Raw genomic sequence first — 17,468 nt, forward strand, 5'->3', positions numbered from 1 at the left:
CGCTGAGCTCCGGACGTGAACTGAGAGAAGAGAGCAGCAGTGGACGGTCTGGACGACATCGTCGAGGAGTTCCTGGTCGAGAGCCACGAGAACCTCGACCAGCTGGACACGGACCTCGTCGCCCTGGAGCAGGAGCCCAACTCCCGGGAGCGGCTGTCCAGCATCTTCCGGACGATCCACACGATCAAGGGCACCAGCGGCTTCCTGGCGTTCAACCGGCTGGAGGAGGTCACGCACGTCGGGGAGAACATGCTCTCCCGGCTGCGGGACGGCGAGCTGGCCCTGACGCCGCACCGGACGAGCGTCCTGCTGCGCATGGTGGACACCGTCCGCGCGCTGCTCACCTCGATCGAGGCCTCCGGCGGCGAGGGCAGCGTCGACGTCTCCGACGTCGTCGCCGCCATCAGCGCCGCCATGGAGGACGTCCCCGAGCCGGCCGCCGCGACGGCCGGCGAGGAGCCCGCCGCCGCCGCGCCGGTCGCCGCGAAGCCGGCGACGCGTGCCCGCCGGACCGCGCCCAAGCCCGCCGCCAAGCCCGCCGCCAAGCCCGCCGCCAAGGCCGCCAAGGCGCCCGTCAAGCGGGCCGCGGCGAAGAAGGCGCCGGCGAAGGCCGCCGCGCCGGTCGTCGCCCCGGCCGAGGACCTCGTCGCCGACGTCGTCCTGCCCGAGCCCCCGCAGGAGCCGACGGTGGAGCGCCCCGCCGCCGAGGTCGGCATCCCGACCCCGCGGCAGCCCGCCGACGACCAGCACGACGCCGCCGAGGGCGAGGGGGCGCCGTCCGCCGAGGGCGCCGGCCAGGCCGGCCGCCGCGGCGTCGCCGACAGCACCATCCGCGTGGACGTCGACCTGCTCGACCAGCTCATGCTGCTGGTCGGCGAGCTGGTGCTCACCCGCAACCAGATCGTGCAGAACGTCGCCCGCTCCACCGACACGGACCTGATCCGCGCCTCCCAGCGGCTGAACCTCATCGCCAGCGAGCTGCAGGAGGGCGTCATGAAGACGCGCATGCAGCCGATCGACCACATCTGGTCGAAGCTGCCGCGCGTCGTCCGCGACCTCGGCCTGCAGCTGAAGAAGAGCATCCGGCTGGAGATGGAGGGCCGGGACACCGAGCTCGACAAGACCCTCCTCGAGGCGGTCAAGGACCCGCTGACCCACCTGGTCCGCAACTCCGTCGACCACGGCATCGAGGCCACCGACGTCCGCAAGGCCGCCGGCAAGCCGGCCGAGGGCGTGCTCACCCTCCGCGCGAAGCACGAGAGCGGCCAGGTCGTGGTCGAGGTCGCCGACGACGGCGCGGGCATCGACCCCGCCCGGATCGGGGCGAAAGCTGTCGAGCGGGGGCTCATCACCGCCGACGCCCTGCACCGCATGAGCCCGCAGGACCTGCTGCAGCTGATCTTCCTGCCCGGCTTCTCCACGGCCGCGGCGGTCACCAACGTCTCCGGCCGCGGCGTCGGCATGGACGTCGTCAAGACGAACATCGAGTCCATCGGCGGCACGATCGAGGTCGAGTCGCAGCCCGGTCGCGGCACCTGCATGCGGCTGCGCATCCCGCTGACGCTGGCCATCGTCCCGGCGCTCACCGTCGAGTGCGCCGGCGACCGCTACGCGATCCCGCAGATCAGCCTGCAGGAGCTCGTCGCCCTCGACGCCGAGAAGGCGGCCACCGCGGTGGAGATGGTCGGCGGCGCGCCGGTCTACCGCCTGCGCGGGGAGCTGCTGCCGCTGGTGCGGCTCACCGACGTCCTGGAGCTGCCCAGCGACCGGCACGACGGCCACGTGGTCATCGCGGTGCTGCGCTCCGAGGGCCGCCGCTTCGGCCTGGTCGTCGACCGCGTCCTCAACACCGAGGAGATCGTGGTCAAGGCGCTCGGCGGCCAGCTGAAGTCGATCGGGCTGTACTCCGGGGCCACCGTCCTCGGCGACGGGGCGATCGCGCTGATCCTCGACGTCCAGGCGCTGTCCCGCCGGGCCCTGCGCACCGAGACCACGGACCGCCAGGAGTCTCGCGAGGCCGCCGCGGCGGCGGAGCGCACCGACCGCGACCGGCAGCGGATGCTGCTGGCCGCCATCGGCGGCGGCCGGCGCGTGGCGATCCCGCTCGACACCGTCACCCGGCTCGAGCAGGTGCGCATCGAGACCGTGGAGAAGGTCGGCAACCGCGAGGTCGTGCAGTACCGCGGGGCGATCCTGCCGATGGTGCGGCTCGACCGGCACCTGGGCGCCTACGGCGAGACCGACCGCGAGGTGCTCGAGGTCATCGTCTACTCCGACCACGGGCGCAGCGTCGCCATCGTGGTCGAGGAGATCCTCGACATCGTCGACGGCGAGGCCGCGGTCCGCAGCGACATCGACGACCTGGGCCTGCTCGGCTCCGCCGTCCTGGGCGACAAGGTGACCGAGCTGCTCGACGTCCGTGCCGCGATCCTCGCCGCCGACCCGGCGTTCTACTCCGCCCCCCTCGACCACTCGCCGGCGACCGACGGTGTCGCGGCCCCGCTGCTGGAGGTCTGACCCCCGTGTCCGCTCCCACCGCCACGCCCGCGACCGCCACGAGCGGTCAGCTGGCCACCTTCTGGCTGGACGGCGACCTGTACGGCGTCGAGGTCGAGCATGTGCAGGAGGTGCTGCGCAGCCAGGGGCTCACCCGGGTGCCGCTGGCGCCGACGGCGGTCGCCGGCCTGATCAACCTGCGCGGCCAGGTCGTCACCGCGATCGAGCTGCGCGAGCGGCTCGGCCGCCCGCCGCGGCCCGAGGGCACCGACGCCGTCGTCATCGTCGTCCGCCTGCACGGGGAGGCGGTCAGCCTGCTCGTCGACTCGATCGCCGACGTCGTCGACGTCGAGGCGAAGGACTTCGAGACGCCGCCGGACACGCTCGACGGCCAGGCCCGCGAGCTGATCCGCGGGGCCTACAAGCTCAGCGGGCAGCTGCTGCTGGCCCTCGACGTGCAGAAGGCCGTCTCCGCCTAGGAGAAGGGCCTCCCTGCCCCCCACCGCTCGCACGCTCGCGGCGGGCCCCTGCAGGGAGGCCGTTCCAACACCTCGAGACCCCCGTCCCCCCTCCCGTCGAGGTGGGGGCGGGGGTCCGCTGCGTCCGTACCCCCCGCGGTTGATGTACGACATAAAAATCGGTAATCTGCTGTCGTACAAGGGGAGTACCCCCGCGCGGCGCGTCGTCAGTACGGCCCTCCCGGGCCCGGCGCGACCGGTCCGCCGCACACCGCGGTGGACGGGAGAGACCTTCGGCTCCGAGTCGAAGGACCGCGTGTGGACGACCTCAGCTTCGCCGTGCCCGCCTGGGCGTGGATCGCCCTCACCGTCGGCATCGCCGCGATGCTGGCGATCGACCTGTTCCTGCACCGGGACGACCACGAGATCGGCTTCCGCGAGGCGGCCACCTGGAGCGCCGTCTGGATCGGCATCGGCCTCGGCTTCGGCGCCGTCCTGTGGCTCTGGCAGGGCGGTGAGGTGGCCGGGGCCTACTACTCCGGCTACCTGATCGAGAAGGCGCTGTCGGTGGACAACGTCTTCATCTTCGCCATGGTGTTCGCCGCCTTCGCCGTGCCGGCGGCCTACCAGCACAAGGTCCTCTTCTGGGGCGTCATCGGTGCCCTGGGGTTCCGGCTGGTCTTCATCTTCGCCGGGGCGAGCCTGCTCGAGGCGCTGAGCTGGACGGCGTTCCTGCTGGGAGCGCTGCTCATCTGGACCGCGTGGAAGATGGCCTACCGGCACGGCGCCGAGGTGGACCCGCAGCGCAACGTGCTGGTCCGGCTGGTGCGCCGGGCCGTGCCGACGACACCGGAGTACCACGGCAGCCGGTTCTTCGTCCGCCTGGACGGCCGCCGGACGGCCACCCTGCTCTTCGTCGTGCTGGTCGCCATCGAGGCGACCGACCTGGTCTTCGCCGTGGACTCGGTCGCCGCGGTCCTCGCCATCACGACCAACACGTTCCTGGTCTGGACGGCGAACGCCTTCGCCGTCCTGGGCCTGCGCGCCCTGTACTTCTGCCTGGCCGGGCTGCTGCAGCGGTTCGTCCTGCTGCACTACGGGCTCGCGGTGCTGCTGGCCTTCGCCGGGGTCAAGCTGGTCCTCGCCGAGACCCCGGTCGGGAAGCTGCCGATCCCGCTCACGCTCGGCGTCATCGTCCTCACCCTGGCGGTGAGCATCGGCGCGAGCCTGTGGACCACCCGGGAGCGCGTTCGGTCCGCGTCCCTCGCACCCGCCGGCCCCCGGGAGGCGTCGTGACCCGCGCGCTCCGGGACGCCCGAGCGGGCCGGCCTGCCGAGCTGCCGCAGCCGACGCCCGCCGACGTGATCGCCCTGCAGGCGGTCCGTTCCTACCCCGCCGTCTCGGTGCTGTGCACCACGGAACCGGCGCAGCGGATGACCGCCGCCGATGCCGCGACGCTGACCGGCCTGGCCACCAGGGCGGCGGACCGCGTCGCCCGCGAGTTCGGGGCGGCGGCCACCGCGCCGATCAGCACCCGGCTGCGCGAGCTGGTGGCGGACCCCGCCACCAGGCCGACGCGCGCCGCGGTCGCCGTCTACGTCGGCGCGCACGACTCCTCGGCCTGGGCCCTCACGGTCGAGGTCCCCGACCGCGCCGTCGTCGACCCCACGTTCGCCACGCGGGACCTGGTGCGCTCGCTGCACCGCACGCCTCGGCACGTCCTGCTGGTCCTGACCTCGCGGGAGGCCAAGCTCTTCGACGGGCACGCCGGCGTCCTCGTACCCGCCCCGGCGGGGGCCTTCCCGATGCCGTGCGGCGACCGCGACCGCGACTCCTTCCTGCGCGCCGTGGACCGAGGGCTCGGGACCCACCTCCGCGTGCACCCCGCCCCGCTGGTCCTGGCCGGTGACACCCGGGTGGTGGCGGCCTTCGCCAGGCTGTCGCGCAACACCCGCAGGCTGGCCGGCAGTCGCCGGGTCGTGACCGGGATGCCGGCCGTGTGGCTCGCCGCCCGGGCCGAGCGACCCGAGATGCTCGCCGTCGAGGAGGGCCTGTTCCACCCGGCGAGGGTGATGGGGGACGGCGACCTCCTCCTCCCCGCGACCGACGTCGAGCACCCCGACGTCCTGGACGACGCCGTCGACGAGGTCGTCGAGACGGTGCTGCAGCGGGGTGGGTGGGTCGCCTGGGTGTCGGACGGCGCCCTGGCGCACGCGGATCGCGTCGCGCTCACCCTTCGCGATCGGTGACGGTCGGCTCCTCGCCGAGGATCAGCGCGAGCACCTCCCCGATCCGGTGCGGCTGCTCGACGGGGTGGCGGAGCGGGCGGTCCGGACGCACCCGGTAGCGGTTGCGCCGGCCGTCCCGCGAGCGCTCGACGTACCCGCCCTCCACCAGGTCGGCGAGGATGCGCTGCGTCGCGCGTTCGGTGATCCCGACGCGCGCGGCGACGTCGCGGAGGCGGACGTCCGGATCGCGAGCGATGCAGACCAGGACGTGGGCGTGGTTGGTGAAGAAGGTCCACTCCGCCATGGCGGCACCGTAGGACGGGGAGTGCCACGACCTCCGCCAGGCCTCGGCCTCTGCGCCCTGCTCGGACGAGGGTCGACCCGCACGAGCGGCCGTGGAGCCGTGCCGTGCCGCGGCTCCACGGCCGCCGGCGCGGGTCGACCCGGACGGCGGTCGACCGGATCGCGACCCCGCGCCCCGGCTCGTCACTCAGAGCAACCGGTGGGGGACGGAAAGCAGCCGGACACGCGGCTGCCCCCCACCGCACCTCCGGCGATCGGGTGACGGCCGCGTGGCGTGGACGGCTCCGGACCGTCACAGTGGACGGGCCCACTTCCCGGGAGCCCGCTGGAGGCGTCGCCGTGCCCTACTCGCTGGTCAGTGCCGCGACGCTCGGGTTCGACCTGGTGCGGCTGCCCGCCGGCCGGAACGTCGCCGAGGTGCTGCTCACGGGGCTCAACGCCGACGCCGCCACCCTCGAGCGGCTGGCCGCCGCCCACCCGGGCCGGGAGGCCACCGCCGAGCAGCGCGGGGTGCTCGCCGTCCGGTCGCGCCGGGCCCGGGAGCTGGCTTCCGGGGTCCCGCACGTCAGCGGCGTGGCCGGCCGGGTGACCGGGGCCGAGGACCGCACCGCCGTCCTGGTCGAGCAGCTCGAGCGCGGCACGATCGGCAACGCCCCCACGCTGGAGCGGCTGCTGCGCGAGGACGTGCTCGGGCCCGAGCACGCCGCCATCGTCGACGGGGACGTGCGCGCCGAGGCCGCCGACGTCCTGGCCGACGCCGCCGTCGGGTTCTGGGCGCAGGACGTGCTGCCGCCGCTGGTGCACCGCGAGCTCACCGCCGCCTACCACCGCGCCGCGGTGGGCTGGGGCGACCTGCCCGACCTCGGGCCGGCGACCGACGAGCTGGCCGGGCTGCTGGCCGCCGTCACCGGGCTCGACGCCGCCGGCCGCGGTCGCTGGCGCGCCGCCGTCGACGAGGGGCGCACCGAGCACCGCCCGTGGGCCAGCGCCATGCACGACGCGTGCTGGGCGGCGCACGTCTCCGGGCGCACCCGCACCCTGGCCGCCGCCCAGCTGCACGCCGTCCGCGCGTTCACCGCCGGCGGCTTCGACGGCCGCGACGGCGCGCACGGCGTCTGGAACGCCGTCGCCGGGTGCGTGCAGGGCGTCGCCATGGCCGACCTGCTCGACGAGAGCTCGCTCGCCGTGCTCCGCGCCCCCTGGCTGCGGGTCACCGCCGCGCAGTAGCCGTCCCGCGCCGCACCCGTTTGTCGACAATGCGCTGAGCGCCTTTCCCAGGTCGACATTCCGACAATTCCGGGATCGGTCTCGGGTGGGTGAAGAAATGGCGGGGCGCGGCGTTGCGCGCGTCGGTTCCGAGTCCGTCCGGTCACGCTGACCCGGACCTGCTCAGCCGCCCCCGCAGCGCCGGTGACCCGGCGCGAGGGCTCGCCCGGACGGACCCCCATGGCCCCTCGCCGCCCTGCCGGCTCCCGCAGCCCGTCGTCCCCGACGGACCGGTCCGGGGGCACCTCGACCGGCGTGCCCCCGGTCGCCGCCGGCACCTGGGGGCAATTCCGCTGCTGATCTCGCAATTCAGGGGATCTGCAGATTGCGCGCATTTCCCGCTCAAGGGCGAGTGGTGGATGCCGATACAGAAAACGACAGCCTGCTGGGCTGGCGTCCAGCAGAAAGCAGGAGGGCAGGCGTGGACCCGATCCGGGTGATGGTCGTCGACGACTCGGTCGTCGTACGCAAGATCGTGACCGACGTGCTGTCCGAGGACCCCGCCATCGAGGTCGTGGGCACCGCCGTCAACGGGCGGGTCGCCCTGGCGAAGCTGGAGCAGCTCAAGCCCGACCTGGTCACCATGGACATCGAGATGCCGGAGATGAACGGCATCGAGGCGGTCCGGGCGATCCGGGGCCGGGTGGGCGGGGCAGGGCACAGCCGCGTCCCGATCATCATGTTCAGCACGCTGACCGAGCGCGGCGCGTCGGCCACCCTCGACGCGCTCTCCGCCGGCGCGAACGACTACGTGACCAAGCCGGCCAACGTCGGCAGCGTGGCCCAGTCGATGGAGAGCGTGCGCGAGCAGCTCATCCCCAAGATCAAGGCCCTGCTGGGCCGGCCGGTCGGCCCCGGCCCGCGAGCCGCCGCCCCGGTCGCGGTGGCCCCGCCCCGCCCGGCCCCGCGCAGCGGGCCGCCGCGCAAGCCCGCCGTCCTGGTCATCGGCTCCTCCACCGGGGGCCCCGAGGCGCTGGCCCGCGTGCTGCCCGCGCTCCCGGCGTCGCTGCCGGTGCCGGTGCTGCTGGTGCAGCACATGCCGCCGGTCTTCACCCGCCAGTTCGCCCAGCGCCTGGATCGGCTGTGCGCCCTGCGGGTCGTCGAGGCCGTCGACGGCACCCCGCTGCAGCCCGGCACGGTGCACCTGGCGCCCGGCGACCGGCACCTCGTGGTCCGGACGTCGGCGCGCGGGCCGCACACCGCCCTGACCCAGGACCCGCCGGAGAACTTCTGCCGCCCCGCGGTCGACCCCCTCTTCCGCTCGGCCGTGGCCGCCTACGACGGCGCCGTCCTCGGTGTCGTGCTGACCGGCATGGGCTCCGACGGTCGCGCCGGCGCGGGCGCCATCCGCTCCGCCGGCGGCACGGTGCTGGCCCAGGACCAGGCGACCTCCGTGGTCTGGGGGATGCCCGGCGCCGTCACACAGGCCGGCTACGCCGACGAGGTCCTCCCCCTTGACCGGGTCGCCGAGGCGATCGGCCGGCACCTGTCCGGCCTGACCGCGGCCGCCCCCACCCCAGCAACCGTCGGAGGCCGGCGATGACACTTGCGACCACGAGCTTCGACTGGGTGCGCCAGCTGGTGCACAAGGAGAGCGCGATCGTTCTGCAGCCGGGCAAGGAGTACCTCGTCGAGGCGCGCCTGCTGCCGATCGCCCGCACGATGGGCCTGGACGACGTCGGCAAGCTCGTCGAGTCCGTGCGCACCCGGCCGAACCCGGACGCCACGCGGCGGATCGTCGAGGCGCTCACCACGAACGAGACGTCCTGGTTCCGGGACGGCGACCCGTTCACGGCGCTGACGTCCACGGTGCTGCCGGCGCTGCTGGCCGCCCGCGGTCCGGCCGAGCCGCTGAAGATCTGGTCGGCGGCCTGCTCCAGCGGGCAGGAGCCGTACACGATCGCGATGCTGCTCGAGGACGCGCTGCCCAACGCGGCGGCGCGGGTCTCGATCACCGCGACCGACCTGTCCCGCGAGATGGTCGAGCGCACCCGCGCCGGGCGCTTCACCCAGCTCGAGGTGAACCGCGGCCTGCCCGCGCCGATGCTCGTCCGGCACTTCGCCCGGGCCGGCAGCGAGTGGGAGGTGGCCCCTGCCCTCAAGCGGATGGTCACCGCCTCGGAGTGCAACCTGGCCGCGCCGCTGCCGCGGATGGGCCCGTTCGACGTCGTCTACCTGCGCAACGTCCTCATCTACTTCGACCTCGGCACCAAGCAGTCGATCCTCCGGCGGGTGCGGGAGCTCATGCGGCCCGACGGCTGGCTCTTCCTGGGCGCCGCGGAGACGACCCTCGGTGTCGACGACTCATGGGAGCGGGTCGTCATCGGCCGCAGCTCCGCCTACCGCCCGCTGAAGGGGGCCTGAACGTGCGTGCACTGGTGATCGACGACTCCCGCGCCATGCGCCGGATCGTCACGCAGATCCTGGAGAACCTCGGCTACGAGGTCCGCGACGCGGGCCACGGCCGCGAGGGGCTCGACGTCCTCGACGAGGGCTGGGTCCCCGACCTGGCCACCATCGACTGGAACATGCCGGTGATGGACGGCCTCCAGTTCGTCTCGGCCGTCCGGGCCAACCCGGCCTGGCGCTCGATGACCATGATGATGGTCACCTCCGAGAGCGAGCACACCCAGATCGTGCGCGCGCTGGCCGCCGGCGCCCACGAGTACGTGATCAAGCCGTTCACGGCCGACGCGATCCGCCACAAGCTCGCGCTGCTCGGCCTGCTGCCCGAGGAGGTCGTCTCCCTGTGACCACTCTCGACACCGGGGAGCGCCGTCGCGCCAGCGACGCCCGTCCCCTCATTACCGAGCTGATCGATGAGCCCACCATCGAGTCGATCGCCGGGGAGGCCTGGGTCGCCCTGGTCGGCGAGGACGAGTACCTGGTCCCGCTGCCCGGTGAGCTCCCCGCCGACGTCCTGTCCAGCTGGGTCGACGTCGTCGGCCCGTGGACCGGCAGCGTCGTCCTCACCACCGGCCGGCAGACCGCGGCCGAGCTGACCCGGGCGCTGCTCGGCGAGGCCGCCCCCGAGCTGCTGGAGCACGAGGACGTCGCCGACGCGTTCGGCGAGATCGCCAACGTCGTCGGCGGCAACGTCAAGGCCGCTCTCCCCGGTCCGTCCGGGCTCGGCCTGCCCGAGGTCGGCGACGCGCCGGCCGTCCGCAACCCGGCCGACCTCGTCCGCGTCGACGTCCTCTGGCGTGGCCAGCCGGTCGCCATCTCCGTGCAGGGTGCCCTCCCGGCCCTGCCCGGTTCCTCCAACTGATCCGCATCACGGAAAGAGGTGTCCCTGTGAAGATCCTCGTCGCCGACGACAGCCGCGTGATGCGGCAGATCGTCATCCGAACCCTGCGCCAGGCCGGCTACGACGACCACGACATCGTCGAGGCCGAGGACGGCGCCGACGCGCTGGCCAAGGTCGGCTCCGAGCAGCCCGACCTGATCCTGTCGGACTGGAACATGCCGAACATGACCGGGATCGAGTGCCTGCAGGCGCTGCGCTCCTCGGGGTCGAGCGTCCCGTTCGGCTTCGTCACCTCGGAGGGCTCGCAGGAGATGCGGGACAAGGCCGCCGACGCCGGCGCCCTGTTCCTCATCGCCAAGCCCTTCACCGAGGAGACGTTCAAGGACGTCCTCGACGGGGTGATCGCGTGACCACCGGGACCGTGCAGCTGCCGGCGGCCAAGGACGTCCGCGACATGCTCGCGGGCCTGCTCGGCAAGCCGGTCGCCGTCAGCCCCGGCGGTCCGGTGACCCCGACGCCGACCAGCCCGGTCTCGGTCGCCGTCTACGTCGACCCGCACATGGCGATCAACGCCCTGTGCGTCATGGACCTCGCCGCCTCCGCCTACACCGGCGGCGCGCTGGCCCTGCTGCCCCCCGGCGGCTGCCGGGACGCGGTCGAGGAGGACGGCGAGCTCACCGGCCTCATGGCCGAGGCGCTGCACGAGGTGGTGAACGTCCTCTCCGCGATGTTCAACACCCCGGGCGCCCCGCACTCGAAGCTGCACAAGCTCTTCGCCCCCGGCGACGACCTCGACCCGGACGTCGCCGGCATGCTGGCGAACTTCAACCGGATCGACCTCGTGATCGAGGTCCCCGGCTACGGCAAGGGCGGCCTCAGCCTCGTCCTGCCGTGAGCTAGCCGCACCCTGCACCACGCGCAGAGGCCGTGCGCCCGGTTCCTCCCCGGAACCGGGCGCACGCCCTCTGTTGCACGTGGACCAACCGTCACACGAGCGGGGGACCCCGGTCATCGTGCTCGCTGGGCAGGCAGGCCCACACGTGCTTGCAGCTGCCGTCGAAGTACCACCCGTGGGCGACCGAGAGCCGGGCCACCAGGTGCAGGCCGAGGCCGCCCTGGGCCGGGTCGCGGTCGACCGCGGGGGAGGGCATGGTCTCGGGGTCGCGGTCGCTGACGTCGAGCAGCCAGCCGCCGCTGCCGGCGACCACCGTCGCCACCACCGGCGTCCCGCCGTGCCGGAGCGCGTTGGAGGCCAGCTCGTCGAAGGCGAGGACGAGCTGCTCGGCGGCGGGATCGTCGGGGTCGCGCGGGAGACCGACGTCGCCCAGCTTGCTGCGCAGCACCGACCGTGCGGCGGGGAGCTCCCCGATCGTCCCGAGATGCCAGCGCCAGACCTCCCCGCGACCATCCGGCAACGGCCGTAATGGCCAGGTCATGCGAGCCATGCCTCCTCCGGTCGTTGTCCGTCTGCTAGGACCACTTCTCCGGTGCCCAGGAAGCCGCTCGCCCAACCACGCCGGGGCGACCGCAGGCGAGGTCCCCCCTCACCCGGGGGAGAGGAGGCGCACGGCGACGAGGGCGACGTCGTCCTGCGGGGTGCCGGCGAGCATGCGGTCGAGCAGCTCGTCGCAGAGCTCGGCCAGCGGGCGGCCGGCGAGCGCGGCGAGGTGTCCCGCCAGCTGCTCGAGTCCGGCGTCGATGGTGCGGCCCCGCCGTTCGATCAGCCCGTCGGTGTAGAGCAGCACCACGGCGCCCGCCGGGAGGTCGTGGGCGCGCTCGGCGCGCTCCGCGGCCGGGTCGACGCCGAGCATGAGGTCGCCGACCCGGTCGCCCAGCACGCTCACCCCGCCGTCCGGCGCGAGGACGAGCGGCGGCGGGTGACCCGCGTTGGCCCACCGCAGCCCGACCCGTCCGCCGTCCCGACCGGTCAGCCGGGCGACGGCGGCGGTGGCGAGCGTCCCGGTGTGCATCGACGCGATGGCCTCGTCGAGGCCGCGGAGCACCTCCGTGGGGCCGGCGCCGCTGTGGTGCGCGATGCCGCGCAGCAGGCCGCGCAGCTGCCCCATGGCGGCCGCCGCGGCGGTGTCGTGCCCGACCACGTCGCCGATCACGACCACCGGTGTGCCGTCGCGGAGCAGGAACGCGTCGTACCAGTCGCCGCCGACGCGGGCCGCCTCGGCGGCCGGCACGTAGCGGACGACGACCTCCGTCCCCGGCACGGTCGGAGGGTCGGTGAGCAGGCTCCGCTGCAGCGCCTCGGCGAGCTGTGCCTGCTGGTTCTGCCGGTGCACCCGCTCGATCGCCCGCCCGGCCTGCGCGGCGACCTCCCGGGCGGTGTCCAGGTCCTCCTCGCCGACCACCCGGCCGGGGTCGTGGTAGAGCGTGAGGACGCCGACGGTGCGGTCGGTGGCGGGCAGGGGCAGCACGCTCGCCCGCTCGGGTCCGAGCCGCTCGAGGAGGTCGCGGGCGGGGCCGGGATCCATGAGCGCCAGCACGTCGGCGACCGGCTCGGTCGCCGACGTCCCGCCGGTCAGCGCCTGCGCCACCGGCGACGACGGCGGCAGGGTGTCCAGGCGCACCGCGGCGTAGCGGTCCAGCAGCTCCCGCCGGCGGTCGTCGGCGTGCCACGACCCGACGTCCCGGGCCCGGCCGTCCCGGTCGACGACGGTCACGATGCAGGCGTCGGTGAGCGTGGGGACGACGAGGCGGGCGAGCCGGCCGAGCGCGGAGACGCCGTCGAGGGCTCCGGAGACCTCCGCGTTCACCCGGGCCAGCAGGTCGATCCGGGCGGTCGCGCGGCGGGCGGCGTCCTGCGCCCGGTGGCGGTCGGTGACGTCGAGCCAGTACACGGCCAGTCCCTCCGGGCCGGGCCAGGCGCGCACCTCGTACCAGCCGCTGCGCTCGCCGACGTACGGCGCCTCGAACGCCACGGCCTCCCCGGTGGCGACGGCCTCCCGGTAGGCCGTCTCGAACCGGCTGCCGACCATCCGGGGGTAGATCTCCCAGATCGACCGGCCGAGCAGCTCCGCGCGGGGCTCGACGAGCATCCGGTCCATCGCGGCGTTCACGTAGGTGAACCGCCAGCCGGCGTCGAGCAGGAAGAAGGCGGCCGGCATCGACTCCAGGACGTCGGCCAGCGCCTCCTGGGGGAGCCCCGGCCCGGCCCCGGGCACGACGCGCAGGAGCGGGGGCTCCGGCTCGGGGAGCTCCGCCGGGGACTGCTGCTCGGGTGGCACCTCGCCCCCCACCGTCGGTCGTCGTCGACCCCGCTGTCGGAGCTCACCCGGTCGTGGGCCGGGAGGACAGGGAGAGTGTGGCCGCGGTCACGCCCGCTGCCAAGGATCGGCGGCGCGGGGGCGGGCACGAAACGGTCACGTCCGGCGCGGCACGCCGATAGGGCGGAGTGGGGCTGCGGCATGCCGCTCGACGAGGGGCGGGACCGCGTCCGCCGGCTGCTGGCCGACTCCGCCGCCGCTCCCCTGCCCGAGCTGTGCGACCGGCTGCTCGCCGAGCTGGTCGGCGAGCGGGTGGAGGACGACGTCGCCGTCCTGGCCGTGCGGGCGCACCCGCTGGGCGGTCCCCGGCCGCCGGAGGCCGGCCCCGAGCGGCTCCCGCCGGTCGTGCCGCCGGCCCGCTAGCGCCGTCCGCCGGCGCGCACCGCGGCGGCGATCGCGGCCACGCCCTCGGCGGCCCACACGATCGAGTCGTGGTTGGTGCCGGGCACCGGCACGGCGCGCACGCCCTGCCGGTCGGCACCGAGCCGGGCCAGCCGGTCCTCGTCGTAGAGGCCGGGCGGCACGTCTGTCGTGCCCCGGGTCGCCCACAGCAGGGTGGCCGGGACGGGGAGGTCGGCGGTCGCCTCCAGCACCCTCTCGTTCGCGAGCAGGTCACCACCGTCGACCCGCACCGCCTCGGGGACGACGGTGCTGTGCAGCGACGGCGGCGAGCCGGCGACGTCGCGGGCGAGGAAGGCGGCCACGGAGGGGACGTCGACCCACGGCCCCACGGTGGGGTGCCGCGCCCAGTAGGCCCGGACGGCGGCCAGGTCGGGGAAGGTGGTGGCCAGCCGGTCCAGCGTGCTGCCGAGCAGCGCGGCGAGCATCGCGTCGACGTCCTCGCCGGGTGGCTGCGGGAACGGCAGGCCGCCGTCGACGAGGACGAGGCCGCGCACCCGGTAGCGGGCCGTGCCGGAGGCGGCGAGCGTGGCGACGAAGGCGCCCATCGAGTGGCCGACGAGGACGGCGTCGCCGTACCGGTCGAGGACGGCGCCCAGGTCGTCGGCGTGGGCCGCCAGGCCGTACGGCGGTGGCAGCCCCGCCGACGCGGCGCGGCCGCGCAGGTCCGGCGCGAGCACCTCGAACTCCCCGGCCAGCTCGGCGGCGACGCGCGCCCACACCAGGGCGTTCGACGTGATGCCGTGCAGCAGCACCGCGACCGGTGCGCCCGGGGCGTCGGCGGCCCAGCGGAGCACGGCGAGGTTGCCGCCCGCCACGGGCACGGTGGTCAGCTCGGGATCGCGCGGCTCGGTCATGGCGGTCTCCTACCCGGCCACCTCGATGGCGAAGGCCACCAGGAAGCCCACGCTCGCGATCACCCCGGTCCACGTGCGGGTCCGGTCGAACGCCTCGGGGATCATCGTGTCGGCGATCATCGTCAGGATCGCCCCGGCCGCGACGGCGGTGATCCACGCGACCGCCTCCGGCGACGCGCTGCCCAGCGCGGCGTAGCCGACCAGCGCCGCGAGACCGCTGACCACCGCGATCCCGCCCCACAGGCCGAACACGTACCGCGCCGAGCGGCCGCTGCGCTTCATCCCCGCGGCGCTGGAGAGGCCCTCGGGGACGTTGGAGATGAACACCGCGGCCAGCATCGACAGGCTCACCCCGCCGCCGCTCAGCAGCCCGATGCCGAGCACGACCGACTCCGGGATGCCGTCGAGCAGGGCCCCGACCGCGATCGCCGTCCCGCTGCCCGCCTGCTCCTGCTCGCTGGGCATGTCCTCCTCGGGGTCCCCGCCCGAGCGCTTGCGGTGCCGGGCGCCGCGGCGGGCGAGCAGGGCGTTGGCCCCCACGTAGGCGAGCGAGCCGGCGAGGAAGCCGAACGCGGCCGCCGCGAGCCCGCCGGTCTCCGCGGCCTCCTGCATGAGGTCGAAGGCGACGGCGGAGATGAGCACGCCGGAGCCGAACGCCATGACCGACGCGATCGCCGCCTGGGGCACGCGGGCGAACCAGGCGACGAGCGCACCCAGCACCAGGGCCGCGCCGCCCAGCAGCCCCCACAGCCCCGCCTCCAGCCACACCGGCACCGGTGGGCCTTAGCCCGAAAAAGCTCCTCTACTCGGGGTGGGAGAGGAGGTAGCGGCCGAAGTGGGGCACGGTGAAGGCGATCTGGCCGCGCTCGGCGGAGTAGACGAGGCCCTTCTTGATCAGCGAGTCGCGGGCCGGCGAGAGCGACGCCGGCTTGCGCCCGAGCGAGACGGCCACCTCGGAGGTGGCGACGGCGGTGCCCTGCGGACCGCCGAGCTCGGCCATGGCGTGCATGTACTCCCGCTCGGCGGGGGTGGCCCGGTCGTAGCGGGACCCGAAGAAGCCGACCGCCAGCTCGGCCTCGGCCACCGGGGCGGCCATCGCCACGTCGGCCGCGGTGATCGGCGAGGCGGCGGCGACGTCCCAGGTGACCTTGCCGTAGGCCTGCACGAAGTACGGGTAGCCGTCGGCGGCGGCGTAGAGGGCGTCGAGGGCGTCGGCCTCGAAGGTGACGTCCTCCCGCTCGGCCGGGGCCAGCAGGGCGCGGTCGGCGGCCACCCGGTCGAGCCGGTCGATGCGCAGGTAGCGGAACAGCCGCTCGGAGTAGCTCTTGGACGCGCTGAGCACGGCGGGCAGGTGCGGCAGGCCGGCGCCGACGACGATCAGCGGCGCGCCCTGCTGGGAGAGCTCGTGGCAGGCGGCGCAGACGGCCGAGACGTCGTCGGGCTGCACGTCCTGCATCTCGTCGATGAACAGCGCGATGCCCTTGCCGACGTCGGCGGCCAGCCCGGCGGCGTCGCTGAGCAGCTCGACCAGGTCGATCTCGATGTCGCCGGAGTCGGCCCGGCCGCTGGCCGGGGGCACGTCGATGCCCGGCTGCCAGCGGTCGCGCACCTTGGCGTCCGGCTGCTGGCGCAGCGCGAAGGCCTTGACCACGCCGAGGACGGCGTCCATCGAGTCCTGGTCGGGGTGGCGCAGCTCGCGCAGCGCCATGTGCAGCGCCGAGGAGACCGGACGGCGCAGCGACTGGTCCGGGCGCGCCTCGATCTTGCCGGTCCCCCAGCCGCGGCCGATCGCCGCCGAGCGCAGCTGGTTGAGCAGCACCGTCTTGCCCACCCCGCGCAGCCCGGTGAGGACCAGCGAGCGCTCGGGCCGGCCGTGGGCGATCCGCTCCAGCACGACGTCGAACGCCGACAGCTCGGTGTCGCGGCCGGCCAGCTCGGGCGGCCGCTGCCCCGCGCCGGGGGCGTAGGGGTTCCGCACGGGGTCCACGTCGAGCACCGTATGGCGCCGTCTAGCGACCGCCGTAGACATCCGTAGAACGGTGTAGCGCGTGTCGCGCGCGGGCAGCCCACCCCCCATGACCGACGACGAGCTGACCCGGGACCTGCTCCAGCTGGAGCACCGCGGCTGGCAGGCCCTGAGCGACGGCGGCGGGGCGGACTTCTACGGGTCGCTGATGACCGACGACGGCGTCATGGTGCTGGCCAACGGCACGGTCGCCGACCGGGCGGCGGTCCTGGAGGCCCTGCGCGGCTCCCCGCCCTGGCAGCGCTTCGAGCTCGACAGCGCGCGGGTGGTGCCCGCCGGGGACGGCGCCGCGGTGCTGGTCTACACCGCCCGCGCCTGGCGGGAGGAGTCCGGGCCACCCTTCACCGGGGCCATGACGAGCACCTACGTGCGGGACGGCGACGGTTGGCGGCTGGCCGTCTACACCCAGACGCCCCTCCCCTGAGCCGCGACAGGTCCGTCTGCGGCTCTCTACGGACGACGCTAGAGAGCGGTAGAACGGCTCAGATGCGGGTTCGGCACAGGTGGGGGCGCTAGCGTTCCCCCGTGATCAAGTTCGTGCTGAAGGTCGTCATCCTCGCGGCGGCCTTCTACGGGATGGCCTACTTCCACATCCCGGAAGGCCTGGAGGTGATCCCGAACCCCGACGGCCCGCTGGGCGAGTTCGGCACCTACCTGTGGATCGGGCTCATCTTCGGGGTGATCAACGCGATCGTCGGTCCGATCCTGCGGCTGCTCTCGCTGCCGTTCGTGATCCTCACCCTGGGCCTGTTCCTGCTGGTCATCAACGCGGCCCTGCTGGCCATCACGGCGGGAGTGACCGATCGCCTCGACATCGCCGGTTTCGGGACGGCGCTCCTCGGCGGGCTCATCCTCGCCGTCGTCGGCTGGGTCGCCGACCAGGTGCTCGACCGCTGACGCCGCACGCGCCGGG

Annotated in this window: 20 protein-coding genes; 14 read left to right on the top strand and 6 right to left on the bottom strand. The window is 74.4% G+C overall.

All coding sequences use genetic code 11. The features are described 5' to 3' along the window. Nucleotides 1-39 precede the first annotated feature (39 nt). The 4 genes from ACI797_RS04370 (at nucleotide 40) to ACI797_RS04385 (ending at nucleotide 5,203) form a co-directional block, all read left to right on the top strand. The gene (locus ACI797_RS04370) at nucleotides 40-2,517 is read left to right on the top strand and encodes a chemotaxis protein CheA (RefSeq protein ID WP_456857281.1); all 2,478 of its coding nucleotides are present in this window, start codon (nucleotides 40-42) and stop codon (nucleotides 2,515-2,517) included. A gap of 5 nt (nucleotides 2,518-2,522) precedes the next feature. After that, the gene (locus ACI797_RS04375; RefSeq protein WP_456538454.1) at nucleotides 2,523-2,975 is read left to right on the top strand and encodes a chemotaxis protein CheW; all 453 of its coding nucleotides are present in this window, start codon (nucleotides 2,523-2,525) and stop codon (nucleotides 2,973-2,975) included. Between the two features lie 297 nt (nucleotides 2,976-3,272). Next, nucleotides 3,273-4,250, top strand: a complete 978-nt coding sequence (locus ACI797_RS04380; protein ID WP_456857282.1) for a TerC family protein — start codon at nucleotides 3,273-3,275, stop codon at nucleotides 4,248-4,250. Further along, entirely contained in the window at nucleotides 4,247-5,203 is a 957-nt protein-coding gene (locus ACI797_RS04385; RefSeq protein WP_456857283.1) for a baeRF3 domain-containing protein, read from the top strand. The genes ACI797_RS04380 and ACI797_RS04385 overlap by 4 nt, the downstream gene beginning before the upstream one ends. Here the strand turns inward: ACI797_RS04385 and ACI797_RS04390 are convergent. Next, nucleotides 5,184-5,486, bottom strand: coding sequence for a helix-turn-helix transcriptional regulator (locus tag ACI797_RS04390; protein WP_456857284.1), 303 nt, complete (start codon nucleotides 5,484-5,486; stop codon nucleotides 5,184-5,186). The two genes, ACI797_RS04385 and ACI797_RS04390, sit on opposite strands and share 20 nt — an antisense overlap. A gap of 338 nt (nucleotides 5,487-5,824) precedes the next feature. On the opposite strand from ACI797_RS04390, the gene ACI797_RS04395 reads away from it, so the two are divergent. From ACI797_RS04395 to ACI797_RS04425, 7 genes are all read left to right on the top strand, one after another. Continuing rightward, nucleotides 5,825-6,712 carry a hypothetical protein gene (locus ACI797_RS04395; RefSeq protein WP_456857285.1) on the top strand — a complete coding sequence of 296 codons (888 nt, stop codon included), beginning with the start codon at nucleotides 5,825-5,827 and terminating at the stop codon, nucleotides 6,710-6,712. 460 nt (nucleotides 6,713-7,172) lie between these two features. Continuing rightward, nucleotides 7,173-8,294, top strand: a complete 1,122-nt coding sequence (locus tag ACI797_RS04400; RefSeq protein ID WP_456857286.1) for a protein-glutamate methylesterase/protein-glutamine glutaminase — start codon at nucleotides 7,173-7,175, stop codon at nucleotides 8,292-8,294. Continuing rightward, a complete protein-coding gene (locus ACI797_RS04405; protein ID WP_456857287.1) occupies nucleotides 8,291-9,115 on the top strand; it encodes a CheR family methyltransferase in 825 nt (274 codons plus the stop codon). The genes ACI797_RS04400 and ACI797_RS04405 overlap by 4 nt, the downstream gene beginning before the upstream one ends. Before the next feature lie 2 nt (nucleotides 9,116-9,117). Then, on the top strand, nucleotides 9,118-9,504 hold the full coding sequence (locus tag ACI797_RS04410) for a response regulator (RefSeq protein ID WP_456857288.1): 387 nt from the start codon (nucleotides 9,118-9,120) through the stop codon (nucleotides 9,502-9,504). Then, nucleotides 9,501-10,019 carry a chemotaxis protein CheX gene (locus ACI797_RS04415; protein WP_456857289.1) on the top strand — a complete coding sequence of 173 codons (519 nt, stop codon included), beginning with the start codon at nucleotides 9,501-9,503 and terminating at the stop codon, nucleotides 10,017-10,019. Before ACI797_RS04410 ends, ACI797_RS04415 begins: the two co-directional genes overlap by 4 nt. Nucleotides 10,020-10,045: 26 nt before the next feature. Further along, the gene (locus tag ACI797_RS04420) at nucleotides 10,046-10,408 is read left to right on the top strand and encodes a response regulator (protein ID WP_456857290.1); all 363 of its coding nucleotides are present in this window, start codon (nucleotides 10,046-10,048) and stop codon (nucleotides 10,406-10,408) included. After that, nucleotides 10,405-10,893 carry a hypothetical protein gene (locus tag ACI797_RS04425; protein WP_456857291.1) on the top strand — a complete coding sequence of 163 codons (489 nt, stop codon included), beginning with the start codon at nucleotides 10,405-10,407 and terminating at the stop codon, nucleotides 10,891-10,893. The genes ACI797_RS04420 and ACI797_RS04425 overlap by 4 nt, the downstream gene beginning before the upstream one ends. Nucleotides 10,894-10,984: 91 nt before the next feature. Here the strand turns inward: ACI797_RS04425 and ACI797_RS04430 are convergent, their stop codons facing one another. After that, nucleotides 10,985-11,434 carry an ATP-binding protein gene (locus ACI797_RS04430; protein WP_456857292.1) on the bottom strand — a complete coding sequence of 150 codons (450 nt, stop codon included), beginning with the start codon at nucleotides 11,432-11,434 and terminating at the stop codon, nucleotides 10,985-10,987. Nucleotides 11,435-11,542: 108 nt separating this feature from the next. Next, the gene (locus tag ACI797_RS04435; RefSeq protein ID WP_456857293.1) at nucleotides 11,543-13,234 is read right to left on the bottom strand and encodes a SpoIIE family protein phosphatase; all 1,692 of its coding nucleotides are present in this window, start codon (nucleotides 13,232-13,234) and stop codon (nucleotides 11,543-11,545) included. Nucleotides 13,235-13,414: 180 nt separating this feature from the next. Between ACI797_RS04435 and ACI797_RS04440 the strand changes: the two genes are divergently transcribed. Continuing rightward, complete coding sequence (locus ACI797_RS04440) at nucleotides 13,415-13,636, top strand: hypothetical protein (RefSeq protein WP_456857294.1); 222 nt, start codon at nucleotides 13,415-13,417, stop codon at nucleotides 13,634-13,636. Here the strand turns inward: ACI797_RS04440 and ACI797_RS04445 are convergent. From ACI797_RS04445 to ACI797_RS04455, 3 genes are read right to left on the bottom strand one after another with little or no spacing between them, the layout of a single operon-like run. Next, the gene (locus ACI797_RS04445; protein WP_456857295.1) at nucleotides 13,633-14,529 is read right to left on the bottom strand and encodes an alpha/beta fold hydrolase; all 897 of its coding nucleotides are present in this window, start codon (nucleotides 14,527-14,529) and stop codon (nucleotides 13,633-13,635) included. The two genes, ACI797_RS04440 and ACI797_RS04445, sit on opposite strands and share 4 nt — an antisense overlap. A gap of 9 nt (nucleotides 14,530-14,538) precedes the next feature. Beyond that, nucleotides 14,539-15,303, bottom strand: coding sequence for a ZIP family metal transporter (locus ACI797_RS04450; RefSeq protein ID WP_456857296.1), 765 nt, complete (start codon nucleotides 15,301-15,303; stop codon nucleotides 14,539-14,541). Nucleotides 15,304-15,331: 28 nt separating this feature from the next. Then, complete coding sequence (locus ACI797_RS04455) at nucleotides 15,332-16,516, bottom strand: AAA family ATPase (protein ID WP_456857297.1); 1,185 nt, start codon at nucleotides 16,514-16,516, stop codon at nucleotides 15,332-15,334. Nucleotides 16,517-16,604: 88 nt separating this feature from the next. On the opposite strand from ACI797_RS04455, the gene ACI797_RS04460 reads away from it, so the two are divergent. Both ACI797_RS04460 and ACI797_RS04465 read left to right on the top strand, forming a co-directional pair. Further along, on the top strand, nucleotides 16,605-16,979 hold the full coding sequence (locus ACI797_RS04460) for a nuclear transport factor 2 family protein (protein WP_456857298.1): 375 nt from the start codon (nucleotides 16,605-16,607) through the stop codon (nucleotides 16,977-16,979). A 101-nt stretch (nucleotides 16,980-17,080) separates the two neighbouring features. Further along, nucleotides 17,081-17,452 carry a phage holin family protein gene (locus ACI797_RS04465; protein WP_456857299.1) on the top strand — a complete coding sequence of 124 codons (372 nt, stop codon included), beginning with the start codon at nucleotides 17,081-17,083 and terminating at the stop codon, nucleotides 17,450-17,452. Nucleotides 17,453-17,468 lie beyond the last annotated feature (16 nt).

The sequence above is a fragment of the Geodermatophilus sp. SYSU D00691 genome, assembly GCF_054050275.1.

What these genes read in the sequence shown, in the direction of transcription:
- ACI797_RS04390 (WP_456857284.1), bottom strand. Translation starts at nt 5,486, where the DNA reads ATGGCGGAGTGGACCTTCTTCACCAACCACGCCCACGTCCTGGTCTGC.
- ACI797_RS04405 (WP_456857287.1), top strand. Translation starts at nt 8,291, where the DNA reads ATGACACTTGCGACCACGAGCTTCGACTGGGTGCGCCAGCTGGTGCAC.
- ACI797_RS04430 (WP_456857292.1), bottom strand. Translation starts at nt 11,434, where the DNA reads ATGACCTGGCCATTACGGCCGTTGCCGGATGGTCGCGGGGAGGTCTGG.
- ACI797_RS04440 (WP_456857294.1), top strand. Translation starts at nt 13,415, where the DNA reads ATGCCGCTCGACGAGGGGCGGGACCGCGTCCGCCGGCTGCTGGCCGAC.
- ACI797_RS04445 (WP_456857295.1), bottom strand. Translation starts at nt 14,529, where the DNA reads ATGACCGAGCCGCGCGATCCCGAGCTGACCACCGTGCCCGTGGCGGGC.
- ACI797_RS04460 (WP_456857298.1), top strand. Translation starts at nt 16,605, where the DNA reads ATGACCGACGACGAGCTGACCCGGGACCTGCTCCAGCTGGAGCACCGC.